General features: G+C 68.1%; 13 protein-coding genes. 8 read left to right on the top strand and 5 right to left on the bottom strand.

What is annotated here, in order from left to right:
- The first annotated feature begins 408 nt into the window (after window positions 1-408).
- Entirely contained in the window at window positions 409-2,517 is a 2,109-nt protein-coding gene (locus tag OG574_RS00005) for a DEAD/DEAH box helicase (RefSeq protein ID WP_326771227.1), read from the top strand.
- 566 nt (window positions 2,518-3,083) lie between these two features.
- Here OG574_RS00005 and OG574_RS52580 read toward each other — a convergent pair.
- On the bottom strand, window positions 3,084-3,296 hold the full coding sequence (locus tag OG574_RS52580) for an HNH endonuclease (protein ID WP_442816779.1): 213 nt from the start codon (window positions 3,294-3,296) through the stop codon (window positions 3,084-3,086).
- A gap of 484 nt (window positions 3,297-3,780) precedes the next feature.
- Window positions 3,781-4,155 carry a hypothetical protein gene (locus OG574_RS00010; RefSeq protein ID WP_326771228.1) on the bottom strand — a complete coding sequence of 125 codons (375 nt, stop codon included), beginning with the start codon at window positions 4,153-4,155 and terminating at the stop codon, window positions 3,781-3,783.
- Window positions 4,156-5,050: 895 nt separating this feature from the next.
- Here OG574_RS00010 and OG574_RS00015 point away from each other — a divergent pair.
- The 6 genes from OG574_RS00015 to OG574_RS00040 all read left to right on the top strand — a co-directional run bounded on the left by OG574_RS00015 (window position 5,051) and on the right by OG574_RS00040 (window position 15,881).
- Window positions 5,051-6,967, top strand: a complete 1,917-nt coding sequence (locus tag OG574_RS00015) for a hypothetical protein (protein ID WP_326771229.1) — start codon at window positions 5,051-5,053, stop codon at window positions 6,965-6,967.
- Window positions 6,964-8,640 carry a UvrD-helicase domain-containing protein gene (locus OG574_RS00020; RefSeq protein ID WP_326771230.1) on the top strand — a complete coding sequence of 559 codons (1,677 nt, stop codon included), beginning with the start codon at window positions 6,964-6,966 and terminating at the stop codon, window positions 8,638-8,640. Before OG574_RS00015 ends, OG574_RS00020 begins: the two co-directional genes overlap by 4 nt.
- 623 nt (window positions 8,641-9,263) lie before the next feature.
- Entirely contained in the window at window positions 9,264-10,265 is a 1,002-nt protein-coding gene (locus OG574_RS00025) for a YecA family protein (protein ID WP_326771231.1), read from the top strand.
- 363 nt (window positions 10,266-10,628) lie between these two features.
- Window positions 10,629-11,105, top strand: a complete 477-nt coding sequence (locus OG574_RS00030) for a hypothetical protein (protein ID WP_326771232.1) — start codon at window positions 10,629-10,631, stop codon at window positions 11,103-11,105.
- Entirely contained in the window at window positions 11,102-13,168 is a 2,067-nt protein-coding gene (locus tag OG574_RS00035) for a DEAD/DEAH box helicase family protein (protein WP_326771233.1), read from the top strand. Before OG574_RS00030 ends, OG574_RS00035 begins: the two co-directional genes overlap by 4 nt.
- Window positions 13,158-15,881, top strand: a complete 2,724-nt coding sequence (locus tag OG574_RS00040) for a TerD family protein (protein WP_326771234.1) — start codon at window positions 13,158-13,160, stop codon at window positions 15,879-15,881. Before OG574_RS00035 ends, OG574_RS00040 begins: the two co-directional genes overlap by 11 nt.
- A gap of 144 nt (window positions 15,882-16,025) precedes the next feature.
- On the opposite strand, the gene OG574_RS00045 is transcribed toward OG574_RS00040, so the two are convergent.
- A complete protein-coding gene (locus OG574_RS00045; RefSeq protein ID WP_442816780.1) occupies window positions 16,026-17,663 on the bottom strand; it encodes a DUF4209 domain-containing protein in 1,638 nt (545 codons plus the stop codon).
- 71 nt (window positions 17,664-17,734) lie between these two features.
- Here OG574_RS00045 and OG574_RS00050 point away from each other — a divergent pair, with 71 nt between their 5' ends.
- Window positions 17,735-18,397 (top strand): hypothetical protein, encoded by a 663-nt coding sequence (locus OG574_RS00050; protein WP_326771236.1) that lies wholly within the window; start codon window positions 17,735-17,737, stop codon window positions 18,395-18,397.
- A 319-nt stretch (window positions 18,398-18,716) separates the two neighbouring features.
- Here the strand turns inward: OG574_RS00050 and OG574_RS00055 are convergent, their stop codons facing one another.
- Window positions 18,717-19,085, bottom strand: a complete 369-nt coding sequence (locus tag OG574_RS00055; RefSeq protein WP_442816915.1) for a hypothetical protein — start codon at window positions 19,083-19,085, stop codon at window positions 18,717-18,719.
- Window positions 19,086-19,093: 8 nt separating this feature from the next.
- The gene (locus OG574_RS00060) at window positions 19,094-19,351 is read right to left on the bottom strand and encodes a hypothetical protein (RefSeq protein ID WP_326771238.1); all 258 of its coding nucleotides are present in this window, start codon (window positions 19,349-19,351) and stop codon (window positions 19,094-19,096) included.
- Between the last annotated feature and the right edge of the window lie 107 nt (window positions 19,352-19,458).

Raw genomic sequence — 19,458 nt, forward strand, 5'->3', positions numbered from 1 at the left:
GACGCGCCGCCGCTACGCGGCGGTTCCCGCGCTTCGCGCGGGAAGAACTCCCCGACTTCGTCGGGGAGTTGGCGTCACTCCGTGACGCCATGTCAGCACCGCTTCGCGCTGCTGACGGCTCGGATCGCTCCGCGATCCGGCCTAGCAGGCCCACGCTCCGCGCGGTCCCGCCAAAAACAGCTGGCTACACAGGCTGATCGGTGGGGGTGACGGTGCGTCTGTGTGTGGCGCAGGCTCTCTTGACGATCCGTCATGCTTCTGGTCGGAATCGGACAAGGTGAGAACCTCCCAATCCCGTGTGTGTCATCATGGCGAGCGGGCTAGATTATGGCCTGGATGCTTACCACCGACCGCCCCTGCTGGCCCTGACTTGACCCCTGCCGAGCATATCTATCACGGGAGACCGTAATGGCAGCAATGAAACTTCTTCCACATCAGGTCGAAGCTGTCGATGGGATTCTGAGGACCCTTCAGACCCCGGCCGATGGCTGTATGCCGGCGCAGGGACTGCGGGCGCAGGTCGTCTCTGCAACTGGGTCGGGCAAGACATTGATGGCGGTGGAGGCAGCTCGCCGTCTGAAAGCGCGGCGGGTGTTGGTATTGGTGCCGACGCTGGATCTGCTGATGCAGACGGCCGCCGCGTGGCGGGCCGGCGGCCGTGGTGGGGGCATGGTGGGGGTGTGCTCGCTCAGTGCCGCGGACAGTCAGGGTGTGCCGTGCACGACCAGCGCGGAGGAGTTGCGGTTGTGGCTGCGGGGCCTGGAGCAGGTCACCGTGTTTGCTACCTACGCCTCGCTGGGGCTGCGGACGCTGCAGCGGGCGCACGGAGCCGGGGTTGGGGTCTGGGACCTGGTCGTGGTCGACGAGGCGCATCGGACGAGTGGTGATGCTGGTAAGCCGTGGGCGGCGGTGCATGACCAGCAGCAGATTCCGGCGCATCGTCGGTTGTATATGACGGCGACGCCGCGGGTGTGGGAGGCCGGTGGTGAGGTGCCGCGCATGGTTGCTTCCATGGATCGGGACAGCGAGCTCTTCGGGCCGGTGGCGTATGAGTTGAAGCTGTCCGAGGCGATCCGGCGCGGGATCGTGGCGCCCTATCAGGTCGTCTGTGTGGATATCCGCGACGAGGACGTCCATCGGGCGCTGCAGGGCGAGCCGTTGGGTTCTGATCATGTGCGGGGTGCGCGGTTGGCGGCTTTGCAGACTGGGCTGCTGACGGCGGCTGTGGAGGAGAAGTTGCGCAGGATTCTGACGTTCCACAGTCGGGTTGCGGAGGCGGAGGCGATGGCGGCCGGGGTGCCGGCCGTTGCTGGGCAGTTGCACGCTGATGACCCTGAGCGGTTCCCAGCGCCGGGGCGTGTGTGGGCGCAGTGGCTGTATGGCGAGCATCCTCCCTCCCACCGGCAGGCCGTGTTGCAGGAGTTCGCCTCGGATTTCATCCCGGGCACGGACGGTCGTGAGGTGAAGGCCGCGGTTCAGGTTCTGGGGTCCGTGAAGGTGCTGGGGGAAGGGGTCGATACGGCTCGCTGTGATGCGGTCGCTTTTATGGATGCGCGGGGTTCGATGGTGGACATCGTGCAAATGGTCGGACGTGCTCTGCGTATCCGGCCCGGTGAGGGAAAGCTCGCCACTTTGGTCGTTCCGGTATTTCTCGGTCCAGGCGAAGAAGGCGGGGAAATGCTGGTTTCGAATTCCTATGGCACCCTCAGTAAGGTTCTTGGAGCCTTGCGGGCGCACGACACAGAGACGATCGAGGCGCTCGCTGATCCCCGCGTGCGCAGCGGGAGTTGGGTCCAGGATGAGGATCAGGAGGAAGTCGTCGAAGGCGCCGTTGATGAGCAGGGCGACAGCGGCGCGGATGTTGCTGGTGGCGAGGTTGCCGAGCCGGTGGTCAGTGGGCCGGCTGCGGAGTTGCTGAAGTTCAGTACGCCGCGGGATCCGGCGTTGATCGCGCAGTTCATCCGCCTGCGGATCATCGATCCGGAGAACGCCTACTGGCGGCGCGGCGTCCAGGCCTGCATCCAGTACCTCAAGGAGAGCGGAGCGCAGGTGCTGCAGGCGCCGCAGCGGTACGTGACGCCGGATGACTGGTCGCCTGCGCGGTTTCCGCTGGGGGTGTGGTTGGCGGATCAGCGCAAGTACTACAACGCGGAGCTGCTCGAGGGTGAGCGGGTACGGCAGTTGGACAAGCTGGGCATGGTGTGGAACGCGCACGACAGCGCCTTCGATGAAGGCCTCGCCGTCGCCCGGGCTTGGGCGCAAGAGCACGGGCATCTGCTGGCGCCGGTCAGTGCCGTCGGTGAGGGCGGGTTCCCGGTTGGGGTGTGGCTGAAGAACCAGCGGGCTGCCGCGCGGCAGGCCGTGGAGGCTGCTCTCGCGCACGAACAGGGCCGGCTGGTGCCTGCGGGAGGGTGGGGACTCTCAGAGAGCCGTCCCAGGGCGCGTTGGACGCGATCGACCCGGGCTGGGGCCACGCGTCCGGCGAGTCTGGGGTGCGCACTAGCCCACGCCAGGTGAAACGCGCCGTTCGTGGGTCGGCGGCGGGCGCAGGCGGCGCGGTTCACATCGCCGGATGCCTCCTCGCTGCGACCACCCGACCGAGACTGGCGCCATTCCTCGACAGCCCGATCCAGCAAGTTGCCGATCAGATCACCGAGATACCACCCCTTCTCGTACGCCATACGCCGCAGGTCTTCGCGCTCGGCTTCGGCCAAGGTGATGAACTCCGGGTGGGCGTCCTCTTGCTGGTAGCCGCAGCACAGCACGCGCATACAGCGGCTCGTGGCCGGTTTGATCTCTCGTGACTCCCACGGCGGATAGGGGTAACGCTCCATCCCTTCCGCGCACCGTTGGACTTCTTCATGCTTCTGCCGACGCAACCGCGGACTGTGCTTTCGCCCGTAGTGGTGCTCGAACCACTGGCGCCGCGCGGGATCGCGTATCTCACGCTGTACCTGGGCTACACGGTCGTTGATCCCCTCGACAATCCGGAGTGGAAGGGTATGGCGAGCGAAGCCAGCCTTCGGGTACGCGTGGTGCAACTTCATGTCACGTGCCCACTCAACCGCAGACCTTTTCTGCTTTCAGCTGTTACACCGGTCGCAGGCAGGCACGAGGTTCCACCAGATGTCCCGTCCCGCCCTGCCCGCCAACGGCGCTTCATGCTCAAGGGTCTGTGCCTGCTGCTCGTCGCAGTACACACAGCTGCGCCCGTGCGCCATCAAGACCATGATCCATACCCAGAGGGGCTGATTCCCCCGGTCCTTGCTCAGCAATTCCTGTCCGGCCGCTGTCATCTCCACCCCTCAGCAACTCGCTTCGGCGGCATCGTACGGAGAGCTACTGACAAACAGCCTGGCCGACGGGATAGCTCGCCATGCCAAAGGGCAGAGCGAGGGCTTCCAGGCTTTGGGACCTGTCAGCGCCCAGCTCGGAACCCGACCTCACCGACGTCGTTCTGCACCTGACGCCTCTCGACCCCAGGCGTCCCGCGCGGGATCTGAGGTTCGGGGCTCGGCTGCTCTCCGCAGGGAGTTGGCCTCGTGCTGAGCCTTCGCTGATCTGAACCGCGCGCGCCGATGGCGGGACACGAGAAGCGCCCGCAGTCGCCCACCGAGAAACCGGGGCGCCTTCATCGTTCTCTGGTAAGAATCATGCGTGGATGCAGGTACAGCAGCCGTGGCCGGAGAGGCAATCGGTGGAGGGCTGACGGGACTTACAGCAGTCGCGACAGGCATGTTTGGTCTTCGGACCGCCCGCCTTCAGCTCACCTCACAAGAGTCAGAAGCAGCCCGCCAACGCCGCTTCGAGAGCCTCACCGAGTGACGCGGGCCCCGCTCGCAGGCTTACGCGGAGTTCGTCGCTGCCGGCCAAGATCTGATCGACGCGCTGTACGGGCGCGAGGAGGAGTTCCACCAGCAGTTCGATGACCTTTGGGAGAACATCCGCGAGCGCCGCTCCACAGTAGCCATCGCAGGACCAGATGCCGTGGTGACGGCGGCAGGCGACTTCGCCGACGAGGTCAGGAACTTCAGGAACGAACTCGGTCGCGCACGAATCCAAAGATCTCGTGCGTTCAACGAGAAGTACCGCTTCGAACGTCGGCTGGACGCTTTCACCCGGGCGGCACGCGCAGCGCTGGAATACGAAGGCCACCCACCGGTCGGGCCTGCCTCGGAGGCAGCTCCGCAAGCATGACCAGCGATGAATGCTAAGCGGCCTTCATCGTTTCGCATCACGGGGCCCTGCGCTCGCGCCCGCTGCCAAAGGCTGTTGAATTAGGTTCGGGTGTTCTGAACGAATGCGCTCCGGGCCACTTGATATTCATTCGTCACCCAGGCAAACGGACGTTGCTCGTCATCCGTCACCCATACCGGTTCGTCCTCTTCGAAAGCCGGGGTCCGGCCTGGAAATTGCAGCAAGTCTCCAAGGTCGGCCAGCCGGGATGCTGGGGGTATGAGCCGATCGGGGCCTTCCAGTTCCCAGGCGAGCAACCGCCTTGAGGAGGCGCTCGTACACCTCATCGGCGTGTTCGATCGATTCATCATGTCGCCGCTCGGCTTCTTCCCGCTGTCCCCTGGCTCTCTCCCTGACCGGCTCCTCGTTGCTGGCCTCGTCCTCATAGATCATGTGCAGCCAGGATGCGGCGCTCCAGCTGTGGTCGCAGGAACGCTTCAAGTCGTCGGCACGCGTCAGCACTTCGACGCATGCCTCGTGCTGGCTTGTCCTGCGTGCATGCACGAGTTGTGCCCGTCCCGCGGCCACTGCCGACTGGCGGGCTGCGCGGGCCTGCACGTAAACCGCGGGTACGCCTACGACCGCGAGGGCCGCCGAGATCATGTAGGTGATCATTTGTATGGACACACGGTGATCGTAACGACGGCTGCTCGCCGGGTGAGGGCTGCCGCAGTGCCGTTGTCGTTGAAGACGGGGACCCGCCGCGGCAGGCCTCTGCTCGAGACAGAGCAGGTCGGAGCGCAGCGGATCTCGGTAGACACGGAAATACGCATATGCCTCGTCAGCACCTGTTCTGTCGGGCGATGATGGGCGTGTGCGTGCTTCACGATTGTTGATCACAGGGTTTCGGGGCTGGGAGCGGCTGGATCTGCGCCCCAAGGATCATGTGCTGCTGGCGGGGGTGCCCCGGGCGGGGCGTTCCGACATCATGGCGGCGCTGGCCCGCGTGTTGGATCCGGATGCCGGCCGGGGGGCGGCTCTCACCGATCTGTTCGACAGCACGCGCCGTACCGACGACAGTGGCACCGAGGAGGCTGCGGACACGGAACAAGTGGGGAGCGCGGATCCGGACGTCGGGGACGGCGGATCCGAGTCCGCTTCGGCCGCGGAGCAGGCTCCGGAGGAAGAGCCGGTCGCCGAGTCTCCTGCGCTGCGTTGTGCGGAGGTTGAGGTGACGCTCACCGATTTCGACGCCGATGTGCAGCAGTTGGTCGACGGCTTCTTGGAGCCGCTAGATCCGTCGGGCTGTGCGAGCCAGGACGTGGATGTTCCCGCAGATGCTTCCTGGTGCGTGCGTCTGACGTATCGGCTCACCCATGACAGCGAGGCCGAGTCGCTGGAGTCGCTGGTGTACTTTCCGGCCCGCAGCAGTCCGGCGCGGGGGCAGTTCGCCAGGGTTCCTGCTGCCACGCGCCGGGCTCTGCCGGTGCTCGTACTGGACACCGCGGCGCCGTTGCAGCTGCGTGCCGGTGGGGCGTTCCGGCGCATTCTCGAGGAGCGGGATCCCAAGGCGGCTGCGGCCGCGTTCGACGTGCTGCGCGATGGGGTCGCCGAGGCTGTGGCCCGGTTGTCGGCCGATCCGGCGGTGGTCGAGGCTGTCGATGCGGTGCTGGCAGTCGGCGGAACCGGCGGCCGGTTCGGGGACCGGCCCGTCTCCGCTGCGGAGATGGGCTTCATGGCGGAGGATGGGTCTGTTGCCGCGTTGCTGCGCAGTCTGAGGGCTGCGGCCGACCTCGACGGCAGCGGTCTGCTCCCGTTGACCAGCCATGGCAGCACCGCGGGCGCCGTGTTGTCGGTGGCCGAGGCAATGCTGCTGGCCAATGTGCCGGGCGCGCTCGTCCTCGTCGACGACTTCGGTGACCGGCTCGATGCGGCGACGGCGGAACACCTCGCTGCCGTGCTGCGTGCGCAGTCGGGGCAGTTGTGGCTCTCGACTCGACGTCCCGAGGCGGCGCGTGCCTTCGAACCGACCGAGTTGGTCCGCCTGGTCCGCCATGGCGGCACCCGCACCCATCACCAGCTGACGCTGCCGACCGACCGCAAGATGCTGGTCGCGTTTCGTCAGCTGCACACCCAGCTGCTGGCCGCGCTTAGCTCGCCCACCGTCGCCATCACCGAGGGCCCGCATGACGTTGCGGTGCTGAGCATGGTGGACCGTCGCTTCCCGCCCCAGCAGCTGCCGCTGCCGGCGCACGGCGTGCGCCTGGTGGCGGCGGGAACAGGCATGGACGGAGGCATCGACCAGATCCCCCGGGTTGCCGAGTTGGCCCGGCAGCTGGGGTTTCGTGTCCTGGCGGTCGTGGACCGGGACAAGGAGACCGCCCAGTCCCGCGGGCAGCTCGACAAGATCAGAGCGGCGTGTGATGCGGTGGTGCGGCTGCCTGCGGGGGCGATCGAGCAGGCGATGCTTGAGGGCATCGGCCTGGACGTCATCGCCGAGGCCAGCACCACACTGACCGTCTATGGCATTCCTGACCCGGTGGCTGGACGCCTCGAGGAGCGGGCGGTCATCGACCTGTGCAAGGTGCTCCACAAGCACGGGCTGCACGAGCAGTTCCTGAGCGCCCTGTACGGCGAGACGAAGACGCATCCGCCGGTGATCGCGACGGTCCTGCTGACGCTCGCCGCGCAGGCGAACGCCGCCTACCGCGGCCCGGAACAGGTCGATCTCCTTTCGCTGCCCCGCCCCCAGGCCGTCCCCAGGGATGCACCCAAGGCAGACGAAGCATGATCTACAAGCCGAACGATGCCCAGCGCAGCGTCATCTCCAGCCAGGCCCCGGCGCTGGTGGTGCTGGGAGGGGCCGGCACCGGGAAAACGGTCACCGCCGTGGCAGCGGCCCGTGAGCATCTCCACGCCGCCGACGGGCAGTTGCTCGCCGTCCGGCAGAAGCTCGTGAAGCAGGGGGTACGCAGCAGCATGCCAGCGCGGACGCGGGCACTGTTCCTGTCGTTCTCCCGCACCGCGGTGTCACAGATCATGGATCGGGCGGCGGGCGTGATCGGACGCCTCGGCCCGCGGCTCGAGGTCGCGACGTTCCACGGATTCGCCTGGCGGATCATCACGGGCTTCGGCGCACATCACGGATTTCCTCCGCCACAGACGGTGCTGAGCAGCGCCAACAGTCGCGTTCCCGGCGCCCCGCCGGGCCTGGTCTACGACGACTTGATCCCCTCCGCGAGTGATCTGCTGCGACTGCCCGCCGTCGCGGCTCACTACGCGCAGCGCTACAGCATCGTCATCTGCGACGAGTTCCAGGACACGAGCTCCGCCGAGTGGACCTTCCTCCAGTTGATCGCGCCGTCCGCACGACGGATCTTCCTGGGAGACGTGCATCAGAGCATTTACGGCGGCTTCAAGCCCGGAGTGAGCCCGGCGGCTCGCGTCGACGCCGCCATGGCGCTGCCGGGAGCTTGCAAGATCCAGCTCCCGGCCTCCAGCTACCGCGACCCCAGTGGCGTTCTGCCGGCGGCGGCCGAAGCTGCCCGCGCCCGCTGTTTCGCTGACCCGGCAGTTGCCGAAGCCGCCGGCACGGGCCGCTTGCGTGTGACCCCTGTGCTGCGGGGAACGGGCCACGACGAGGTCCTCGAGCTGGTCCGGCAGGCCCGGCGCGAGAAGGACACCGTCAGCGTCTTCACCCATGGCATCGCAGCCACGACGACACTGTCCGATGCACTGACCGAGGCCCAACTCCCCCACGAACAAATCGGCTTCGGCGAGGCGCACGGTGAAGCACTGGCCGCCCAGCTCAGCCTGATCCAGTTCGCGCTCGGCGATGACAGCGCCCCGGTGCGCAGGACGCTGGCGGTGTTCGTCACCGCGGCCCTGCGCCGGGGCCGACAACTTCCCCCGCTGGCGGGGCAGATGCTGCACTGCACGAACCCGATTCTGGAGCGTCGGCTGATGGGGCTCTTGGACGATCTGCGTGCGGCGAGGGGCGGCCCGGAAGCGGGCCTGGGTCAGCTGGCCGATGTAGTGTCCGGAGCCTATGCCCGCATCGGCGCCTCCCGCGGGCGGGAGGCCTGGCAGCAGGCGGCAGCGCGCACCCGCAGCACGCTGCGTCTGTTCGGCGGTGAGCAGAGCATCGCCGCGGTGACGACGGAACTTCTGCGGCTTCGCGACGACTCCCTGGTGGGCTCCCTGTCTCCGCGCCAGCGCCCGGTCCAGGTGATGAACCTTCATCAGACCAAGGGCCGCGAGGCGGACACGACGATCCTCCTGTTGGGGCCGGACGAGTTCTACGGCTACGAACAGGAGCCGTTCCCCGACGGGTCGCGGCTGCTATATGTCGTGTTGACCCGGGCACGGCGTACCGCGCATCTCGTCGTGCCCGGGCGCCCGCATCCTCTCTGGTCGCCGCTGGTCGCAGCCGTGTCCGCAGCCGCTTCGCAGCCCGCAAGCTAGGGCGCGGCGGCAGGTGCCGTGGCGGCTGTGCTGGCCGCGGCCCGGGCCCCGTCTTGAGCCCTGCCCCCGGGCCCTTCCCCTGTATCCAGTGCGGGGCCGGTGTTGGCCGCTGGCGCCGAGTTCTTGTGCGGTCTGGTCAACACGCCGTCGCTCGGCTCGTCGTCCTGCCGTCTGGTGACGTGTGCGTGGTGCGCGCAGTGCGCGAAGCGTTCCGGCTTGGTGTGCTTTGACGCGTTGTGCTCGGCGTCGTTTGATCCGGTGTCCGGACTGGAGCGGGACGGGGCAACGGCCGTGAGTCTGGATGCTGGTGTGGCTCCGATGGGGGCGCATCGGTCTTCCCCTGTGGGGTGGACGTACGGCTGGGGGCGGTGTGCGCCAGTGGACAGAACGTGAAGGAGTCGTGTTCACTTCGTGACGCCGGAGTGTGCGGCCCCTTGCAGGGCGTCGCGCTGCCACGGCAGCTGCGGGGTCGGCCAGGCCCTGCGGGCTGGCAGGCGGGAAACACCGTGCACGGCAGAGCGCCCTGGTTCTTCCGGGGCGCTTCTTGACTCAAGTGACACGGCGTTTCCTCCTTTCGACGCAGCGCCAGTGCGTCACGTCAGTGAGCACCAGGGGGAAAGATCATGGTTCACGCACCACAGAAGACGGTCGAACTGCCGTGCCGCATGCAGCACTTGAAGCGCGACCGTCGGGGTTACCCGGTGATCGCGACAGTGGAGCGCAGTGCCGCGGGGGTGAACTTCGGGGCGATCAGTGAGCGGCGCAAGCTGGCGCTTGCGACCTTCGACTGGTGCGCCGTGTGCGGCCTGCCGTTCGGGGACGAGCTGCGCTGGCAGGTGATCCTGCAGGACGGGCCGTTGCCGACTGCCGAGATTAGCGGGGAGGCGCCCGTGCACGAGGTGTGCGCGCTGTATGCGGCACAGGTCTGCCCGTTCCTGTTCTCCCCCAGCTCGCGGCTGGGGGACGAGGCCAGGAAGGGAACGGTCCGCACGGAGGTCATGCGATTCGCCGGCTTCCGCGAGACCATCGGCGTGTTCGCGCACGAGTCGGGGCTGCAGCCGGGAGTCTACACACTGCACTACGAGCAGGCGCAGCGAGCGGACGACTTCTCGTATCGCGATGCGGCGGGCGTCCGGGAGCGGTTCGCCAAGGCCCTCGCAGACGAGGAAGAACTGCCGTTGAGCGACGCGGAAGCCGAGCTGGTACGGCTGTTCAACCGCGTGAACGATCACGACGACGGTGACGTGGTGACCGGTGCCGCCCTGGTCGCCGGGGCCGCCTTCGCCAAGGACGTCTTCCGTCTGCAGGGCCTGAAAGCGTTCCAGGGCAAGCAGTACCCCACGGTCGCTGGACTGTTCCTGAAAGGCACGGCACAAGAGATCCGCGGCTTCTCGGACGAGGCGAACGACGAGGCGTTCGGTGCCGTCGGCCCCTGGCTGCTGGAGCACATGGACAACCTTCCGACGCCGCTTTCCCGGTGGCGCACCCGCGGCGCCAGCATGGTGCGCCGCCCGTCCCAGCGCCCCGAAGGCCCCGGGCGCAGCATCGCGAAGAACGCCCCGTGCCCGTGCGGGTCCGGGCGCAAGGCGCGGCGGTGCCACCCGGCAGGCGTTGCGGCCCAGTAGCCGGGAAGTCCTTGCAAGGTTGTTGCGACCGGGCGTAGTTGACCACGGTGCGCGGCTCGTGGCCGGTCACCGGACCGCTCCCGGCTCGCCCGCGGTCACCCGTGCGCTGTAAAGGTCACCGCGGTGTCAACGCGCCCCGGGCCGCTCACAACCGGACGTGGTAGACGTGGGCGTCGTCGTCGGCGGAGGCTCCGAAGTCACGCGCGGCGAGGGCTGGCTCGTGCACGTATGAGGGGGAATATGGGGGCATGGTTTGAGCGCATGGCGGCTATCCCTGGCATCGCCTTTTCCGGGAGCCCGGGGGTCGTGCGTGAGGCGTTGCCGGGGGCGGGAGTTCGTCCGGATGAGTCGTACGGCTCGCCAATGTGGCCGACCTCCGAAGGCAGCACGTCCGCGACACCGGCCAGTCGCCATGTGCCGTTCGAGGCACGCGGCACTGAGCTGATCGCCCGTGTGTGGGAGGCGTTGGAAGTTCCTGGCTCGGCCATGGACTACCACTTCGTTCTGCAGGGTGCGGTGGATCGGCTGTGGAGTGCACGCGGTAGGGAACCGGCGGCACTGGCTGCGCTCGAGGTGTTCGCCTTGCTGGATTTGGAGTTGATGGAGGCTGCCCCGCAGGCGGTGTCCTTCGACGCCCCCGCTGCCCCGAACACATTTGTGCGGGTGTCGTCGGTGCCCCGGTTGATTGGTCTGCTCGAGCGCGAGGGCACCTTCGCGGAGGCGCTTGAGCTGGCGGGGCGGCTGGCCCGTTTCGGGCAGGGCCAGGACGTGGCGGCCCGGCTGAAGGAGAAGGTCCAGGCACTGGCTGCCGAGGCCGCGGCACAGGATGGATCGTCATGAGTGCGGGGCTGGAGCGACTGATCCCGGCTGCCTCCTACTTGGAGGAGGCGTTCTTGCGGTGGGTGCTGACGCCGGCCGTGGACGCATCGGTCGTCTCGCGGGTGCACAGTCAGTATCCGGTCACGGTCGAGGAGCGGAGCTACCGGCTGGACTACCTGATCGCGGGTGAGACGCTGCAGTTGGCCGTCGAGCTGGACGGGTTCGCCTTCCACAGTGACCGGGCCGCGTTCACCTACGACCGGCTGCGGCAGAACGATCTGGCTGCGACCGGCCTGACCGTGCTGCGGTTCTCCTACGATGCGGTGCGCGTGGACACCGCGCGCTGCGTGGCCCAGTTGCAGGCGCTGCTGCGACAGGATCCGCTCCTGGCGCCGCTGGTGAGTGCCGTGCCGCGCGTCGAGGTGCCGGACATGGCCGGCGATCCGATGCGGGCGGCTGATCCGCCCCGCCGATCCGAGCCAATGTCGGGTGGGTCGTATTTTGCCGATGCGCGCACGGGGGTGGACCGGGCACCGTTGCGGTCGTGCCAGGACGAGGCGTTGACTGCGCTCGCGAACTACTACGCCTCCGGCGGCCGGCATGCGGCGACGGTGATGGCGGTCGGGGCCGGCAAGACGGCCCTGGGCGTGGCGGCCGCGTTGTCGTTCAGCAGGAAGCGGGCGTTGGTGGTGACGCCGGGCTCGGTGATCCGCGGCACCTTCGCCAAGGCGCTCGATCCGGGAGTGCCGGGCAATGTGTTGTACGGGCTGGCTGGCGGACCGCTGTTGCCTGGTGTCCGCCCGCCGGCCACGCTCGTCCTGGACGCGGATGACGGGCAGATCAGCCGGGTCAGCCGAGAGCAGCTGCTGGCAGCGGACGTCCTCGTCACGAACTTTCATGCGCTGGGCACCGGCGCGAGTGGCGGGGATCTCCTGGCGAAGCTGGAGCCGGACGACGTCGACTTCATCGTCGTCGATGAGGCGCACATCGCGGCCAGCGCCTCGTATCAGCGGCTGTTCGCGCACTTTGCGGGTGCGCGCACGCTGCTGATGTCGGCGTGCTTTCAGCGCTTGGACGGCAAGCCGATCGACGCCGATGTCGTCTACCGCTATCGGCTGGTGGACTCCGTCGCGGACGGCTCGGCGAAGAACCTGCGGGTGCACCGGTTCGCCCCCGAGGTGGCATCGACGGTGTACGAGGCGGTGTGGCCGGACGGACGGCGCGAGCAGATCGTGGGCCGGGACGCGTTGTTGGCCGCGCTGGGCGATGAGCGGAAAATAGCCCGCATCACCGCTCAGTCCGAGGCCCCGATCCGGCAGGTGATGGCGGTGACGCGGGCGTGTCTTGATGCGCAAGCCAAGCTGTTGGCACCCGTCAAACCCCGGGTGTTGTTCGCGGCGATGGGCCAGGCGCATGCCGAGCAGATCGCGCGGATCGCCGAGGAGTACGGGATTGCCTGCGCCACGCTGCACCACAGCATGCCCGCGTCCACGATCGCCTCCACACGACGTCGGTTCGAGTCCGACGCCGGGGACCTGCAGGGCATCGTGCAGCTGCGGATGCTCGGCCAGGGTTACGACTTTCCGCCGATCACCGTCGTCGTGCCGATCCGCCCCTATGGCAGCTTCGGCGAGTTCTACCAGTTCCTCGGCCGCGGGGTTCGCGTCCTGCGCCACCCGTCAGTGGCCGCCGACCAGCAGTACCTGGACGTGGTCTGCCATGCCGAACTCGGCCTGGAGGAGCACCTGGAGGCCACGTGTTTGGACAACGACATGGACCCCGCTGTGCTCCTGGACGTTCCGCCGATCGACCCCGCCTCCCTGGAAGAGGACCTAGCCAGTCCAGACGGCATGGCACAGGGGGACGGCGGGGGCCCGGGTGGGATGGACGCGTTCGTGCTGTACGAACAAGGACGCGTCGAGCAGCGCGTGGTCCATGAACTGGACCGGGTGGAGGCGCGCAGGGACGAGCGGGAGATGCAGCTGATGGCCCAGCGCTACGCCGTCTATGCGCAGGGCACCGCGTCCCCGGTGCCTTTTGAACAGTTCGTCGAGTACATGCGGAGGCTGACCGGTGGCCAGTAACCCGTCGCGCTGGTGGCAGCAGATGCTGGACAGCAGCCCCGAAGCGGCGCTCGCCCTGGAGCGGGCGGCCGGGATGCAGCAGCGCTTCGCTGAGGTCGATGCGCTGGCAGCCAGGCTGCTGGCCGCAGGGCTGGCCGGAGAACCGATTGCCACCGTCGTCCGCGGCCGGGGGCGCCATGTGCCGGACACCGGCACGGTGACGGCTCTCACCCGAGCCGAAGAAGTCTGCTGCGCCCGCGTATTTGACGTCCAGGAGCAGCAGCGACACGGCGCGTGGTACCTGCCGGAAAGACTGTCGGTGAAGGCGGGGGCGGTCAACCTGCCGCATCTGCTGCGTGAACGCCCGGCCCATGCCCTGACGCTGGCCGCCGATGACACGGCCCGTCTCACCGCGGTGGAGGGCTGGGACACGGTGCTGCTGTGGGCGCTGCTGGTGCCCTTGTTCGAGACGCTGCTCCAGCCGGTGCGGATACGGGCGGCCGGGGAGATCTTCCCGCGTACTGAACAGCAGCGGTCCTGGACGGCCGTGGGGGAGCGTTTCCGGCTGCTGGGTATCGGCAAGGGCCCGCTGGACGCCTTCCGTTTCGGCGGCGGCTGGCACGAATTGGACCGTGCCGGGCAGCAGCGGGCCCGCCTGGATCTGCTGGACACTCTGGCTACCGCTGATCTCGCGCAGTTCGTCGCACATTTCCGGATCCAGCGGTTGCAGGCACTGATGGCTGGATTCGCCAAGAAGGCCAAGACGGGCACCGCCCTGGCCCGCCGGGTACTCACCAAGGAACTCCAGCCCGTCGCCTCAGCGTACTTCGGCGGCGACTGGCTGGCCGTGCTGGACTATCTCCAGGTCCCGCCACACCCGGATGAGGAGATCATCACCGCGCTGCCCGAGCCTCGTCTGTACGTCGGCATGGCCGCCCAGACGGCCGACATGGCGGCCGCGGCGGGAATCGCGGAGGACGAGGCGCATGCGATGCTCGCTGCCTTCCTCGGCGGCAGCACTTCCGTGTCCCCGGTGGAAGAGCGGGCTGCGGCCCTGCGTGACTGGTGGGTGGGGTTCGACCAGGCGCACGCCGTCCAGGCGCGGGGCATGCCGTCGTTGTGGGGGCTGGTCGATCAGGACCTGATGGCGCTGTCCCGCATCGAGAGAGGGTTCACCCCGCAGGCGTACCGGGAGCATCTGCCCGCCGATCTGCGGCAGCGGGTGGAGCGGCTGTGGGAGACAGTGACGCTCCAGCGGCACCCGGGCAGCATCGTCAGCAACCCGCGCCCGCACCAGACCATGGCCGAAGCTCTCGGTCCTGCGGTCGAGTTCTGGCACGGCGTCGGTCTGACCGCCTGGTTCGAGTGCGAAGGCCCCTACTCGCGCACCACGTTGGATCGTGTCGACCGCTACTACAGCAAACCGCTGGCTGCCCTGCGGGCGGCCGGATGCCCCGTCAACACTGAATTCTTCCGTGAGCTGCAGGCGTCCGAACAGTTCCTGGGGCCGGAAAAGGAAATCACCAACAGCGAGAACCGTACGGTCGACACGCCGTACGGTCAGGCGACGTTCACCTCCAGCATGAGTCACGGCACGCGTCGGGAAGGCTTCGAGCGGGTGCGGGACCTCATCACCCGGCACCGGCGTGCCTGGGCCGATCAGTATCTCGCTCCCTTCGTGGAACACCGCTGGCGCTCCGAGTTGGAGGAGGTCGCTCACCAGCACCACCGCGTCGTCGCCGCCAAGGGCCGTCCTCCCACGCTGCCCCAGTTCGCCCGGTTCGCCACCGCGGCAGCCAACCACTGGACGGGCGGCGACCTGGGCGCGCTGTGCACAGCCATCGGCGAGCCGGCGCGGTCCCCACAGCAGCGGCCCACCCGCCTGCTGGCTGAAGACGGCTATGACTTCGCCCGCCGCGTGTACCAGGAGCTCGGGGGCAAGCCTGCCGACCACGACACCTGGGTGAACAACCCGGAGGAAACCCAACGGCAGTGGCAGCTCAGCCGCCTGGCCACCGAGAGCCTGCGCTACCTCCAGCTGCAGGAAGCATTCGGGCGGCCGCCCACCGCCAAGGAGTTCGGCGCCCAACGTCTGACCTGGCCGTGGCCAGGTGAGGAAGCCGAAGGCTGGCCCGTCCTCCAGCACGTTCTCGCCGCGCTCACCTGCCCCGGCCCGTCCCCGGCCGCACCCCGCTCCCCCGCCGCCCCTGCGCCTCCCGCCGGGGAAGGCGGCACGCCGCGCCTGCTGGTGAAGGGAGCCAACGCAGCCCTGCACACCGAGCCGACCACGATTCGCATCGCTGCCGCCGGCGTACCCGTTGACGTGTCCGCTGTCCTCCTGAGCCGCAACGGCAAAGTGCGCAACGACGACGACCTCGTCTTCTACAACCACCCCAGCCACGACGGGGTCCGCGTCGGCGGGGACACCGTCACCGCCGATCTGGGCTCCATCCCTGACGACGTCGCGGCGATCGCCGTCATCGTCAGCATCGACCTCGAGGCACAGCCCACAGCAGTATTCGGCCAGTACACCTTCTGGCAAGCAGGCATCACGCAGCCGTCCGGAGCCCCGCTGTCCTTCGCGCCGGACCCCTTCTCCTCGGGTGAGACCGTCACCATCGTGGTGGAGCTCTATCGCCGTACGACCGGATGGAAGGTTCGCGCAGTCGGACAAGGCTACGACACAGGCCTCGCTGGCCTGGCCACCGACTACGGCATCAACGTCGAAGCCTGACGGCCGGGCAGCCCCGACGAAGTGTCCGCAGCATCCCGCGTGCGGGGAGAACGTGCAGCCGAAGGGCTTCTGCTGAACAGCACTGCTGATTCGCCGCGCCCGTCTCCCCTGTCCCCTTGCCGAGCTCGGTCTGTCTGGGCCCGTTCAGGGGGCGGGCTGGGTGAGGGGCGCAGGGGTTCGATGGCCGTGGGCGTAGCTAAGCAGGTATAGCGCTGCCTGGAGGATGAGTGCGACGCGGTGCTTGGGTGGGCTGTCGATCAATCCGTGGCAGATGTCGTTGCGCAGATTCATCCCGCGGTCGGGATCGGCGAGGAGAAGGTTCAGGGCTCGACTCCAGTCCGCGGGATACCCGGCGTCCGGCATGCTGCGGATGAGGCCGCCCAGTTGCTCGACGGTGCCGGGGGTACGCCCCTGGGACACAGACACGATCGGAACTCGGGGGCGCAGGAGCTGCCGGAGGATCTGCTCGACCTGGGGCAGGGCGACGCACGCTGCCGCGTCGAACTCCCCCAACCAGAAGTACCGGAAGGCGTGGGCCAGGGTCCGTGCCCGCGGCCCGGGCAGGACGGTGTCGTGGGCCAGGGCGCCGATCAGCTCGGCCTCGTCGGGGACGAAGCGTTCTTGAATGCGGTCGAGCTGATCCGCGGCGAGGTGCCCGAGAAAGTCCATCGCGAGGACCTGCAACGCGACGGCATGGTTGTCGTCGGCGTCGACGGGCTGGAAGGTCTGGACAGGCCCCATCGCGTTGATGCGCGTGCGCGGGATTCGCAGCAGACGTTCCAGTAGGTGCGCATCATCGGCGTGCTCGCGCATCGCCGGATGGACGTCGTGGGCGGTTCGCCACAGGGCGTCCCGCAGGTCTACAGCGCCGTCGATGTGTGCTCGCATCCCGGCGGACAGTCCCCGCGGAGGGGTGAGCACCCGACGGAACCGAGACCATTCCAGGGAGCCCGGGTCGGTCTGTTGCAGGGCCAACTCGGCACGTACCCGCAGCTCAGACAGTCCCCAATTCCGTGCTTCGGTCGCGGCCCGGGTCAGCAGCTGATGACGACGGAAACCGACGTTGACGTCGGCATCGGCGGCGTCAAGCAGGGCGCTGACGATCTGGGTTTCAATGTCCGTTCGGCGGGGCCCGGATGCGACCTCCTGCCGCAGCAGCTTGAGAAAGCCGACACGGGCGTGCACATCGCTGGCGTAGCGGCGTGCAGCGCGTTCCGCGAAGTCCGTGATGTCATCCCCCTGATCGCGTAGTTCTTCCAGGAGGCCGTTCACGATCCTCGGCTCGTCCTCGGGGCTGTCCAGGACGCGTTCGACCAGGGCAACCATGTCCTTTGTGACGCGCTGCTTCAGATCCTTCTGGTTGAAGGTCCGGGCGAGGTCTCGGGCCCAGCTCAGGCACTCGGTGGGGCATAGCAGCCCGGGAAACCGCTCGGGGGCGGCGAGCAGAAGCGCTGCCGCGTCCAGGTACCCGACGGCCGCGCTGCGGGCGCGATCATGCTTACGGCCGTGTCCTCGGTCCAACAGCAGATGATGAAGGCGGGCCCGGACCAACGGGGTACTCACGGCATCGGCGAAAACGCTCCAGATCTCCAACTGTTCGGCCGTGAACTCGGCCTGGCTCGTGGAGCGTTCCTTGGAGCCCTGTGCCTTCCCGGTCCACGGTGGCTGGAGTCTCAGGGCAGCGAGCAGTGCATCGCGCTGCTGTGTCCAGGAGTGAGTAGGAGACTTCCCCCGCCGGGGGAGTTTGGAAATACTCCCACCACTGGCATTCCCTTCCCTCAAGAAGGTCGGTCTGCGTCTTCATGCGCCACCATCCCCAGCATCTCCTAAGGCCCCCCACCACCCATCCGCGCATGCGCTGGTACGGAAAGCGGCATCTGCTCATACCCGCCGCACTCGTGCTTGGGCTGATGACGGGCTCGTGCGGAGTGGACAGCGAGCAGGACAAGGCAGCCAAGCTCGAGCCGACGGCATCCGCTGCGGCCACGGCCAGCCCCGCTCCGACCGCAACCGTGACAACCAATGCAATACCCAAGATCATCGACTGGACAGGCAAGACCCTCGATGAGGCCGTCACAGCGCAAAACGCGACAGGCTACGACGTCCATCAGACCGACAAGCATCCTGCGGAGGGCGGGCGCGCGCTACCCGACAGGGTTTCCACCTGGACCGTGTGCGCCACCTCCCCGCAGGCAGGCAAGCCGTTCAAGGACGAACAGCACAAGCTGATCGTGTGGCTGACCGCCCCACACAGCGAATGCCCGGACACGATCAGTAAGGAAGAGAGCAAGGCTCCCGCCCCCCGCCCCAAGCCCACGCCGGAGCCGACCGAGACGAGTAGCAGCGGGGGAAGCTCAAGCGGATCCTCCAGCGGCGGTACGAGTACTCAGCGCGGCGTGCACCCCGGCGCGTTCTGCTCCCCGCCCGGAGCCATGGGCTACACATCCGCCGGGACCCTCATGACCTGCGCCACCACCCCCAACAGCCCCGACCGGGCCCGCTGGCACGCCGCCTGAACGCCACCGCCGGTGAGGTCGCGGGTGTGGTGGCGCCAGTCGTCATGTGGGTCGCGGTAAGGGTGGACAGACCTGCTCGCTGAGACAGGAATCCTCATCACCGTCGCTCGCGCGCCATCCCTCCAACCCCAAGTCGACGACCACGAAAGCCCGTTACCGGCCCGTGGGTAGGCCGCCGTTCGCATCCCGAGTCGACTGGAACCTATTCGGCCGCTGGCACGGCGAACTGACGCCTCGGTTTCGCCTCAGGCTTGAGCCCGACCAGGCGCGGGGCACGCTGTACGTCCGCTCCGACGGACCGGCCGGTCTCGGCAAGCTCTCAGGGAGTCAGGTCCAAGGTCCGGACTGACTGGCCTTCCCACCGCTTCGGCGAAGTTGTCGCGATGATGGCGCCATCCGGCCTGTCCACGGTCGGCTGCGCCGCGTACTGGGCATGAGCGACGCCCCAGGTCTCATGCCGGGCCACCGCAAGGGCTGCAGGCAGATCGAGGTCGAGGACCGTGACACCGGGCAGCGCAGCAATGTGTTCGGCCGTGCCCGGCCTGCTGCGATCGGCTTCGACCAGGACGCACGCCGGCGCGTACAGGAACCAGTCGGGCTCGGCATGCGCACGGTGGATCAGGCGGGAAGCCAGGACGTTGCCCTGGCCTGCGGCGGAGACCGCGGTCTCGTCCAGGACGATGTGCATGGCCTGGCTCACCGGCCGGTCACCTGCGCCAGGCGCCGGTCCAGCTCACCGTCGAGATCCCGCTCCTCGGCGACGGTCGGCGCATAGCCGCTCCACTCCTCGAGGGCGGCCCGTGCCTGTTCGGCGCGCTCGGCCCGCTCCTGCGGCGTCAGCAGCGTCTCGGCCAGGCGCGCCAGGTAGGCCCGCAGCGACAGGCCCTCGCTGGCCGCGATCGCCGCGAGGCGGTCCTTGGCTTCCTCGGGGATACGGACATTGGCATCAGGCATCGTTCCGCTCCTTCCCACACTGCCAGCATACGGGTACGTACCCGTACCCGTATGCTGATCGCCTCCCGCAGTCGCCCTGGAGCGACCCCACCGGTGCGCGGACGGCG

It is taken from the genome of Streptomyces sp. NBC_01445 (genome assembly GCF_035918235.1).
Lineage (GTDB): Bacteria > Actinomycetota > Actinomycetes > Streptomycetales > Streptomycetaceae > Streptomyces.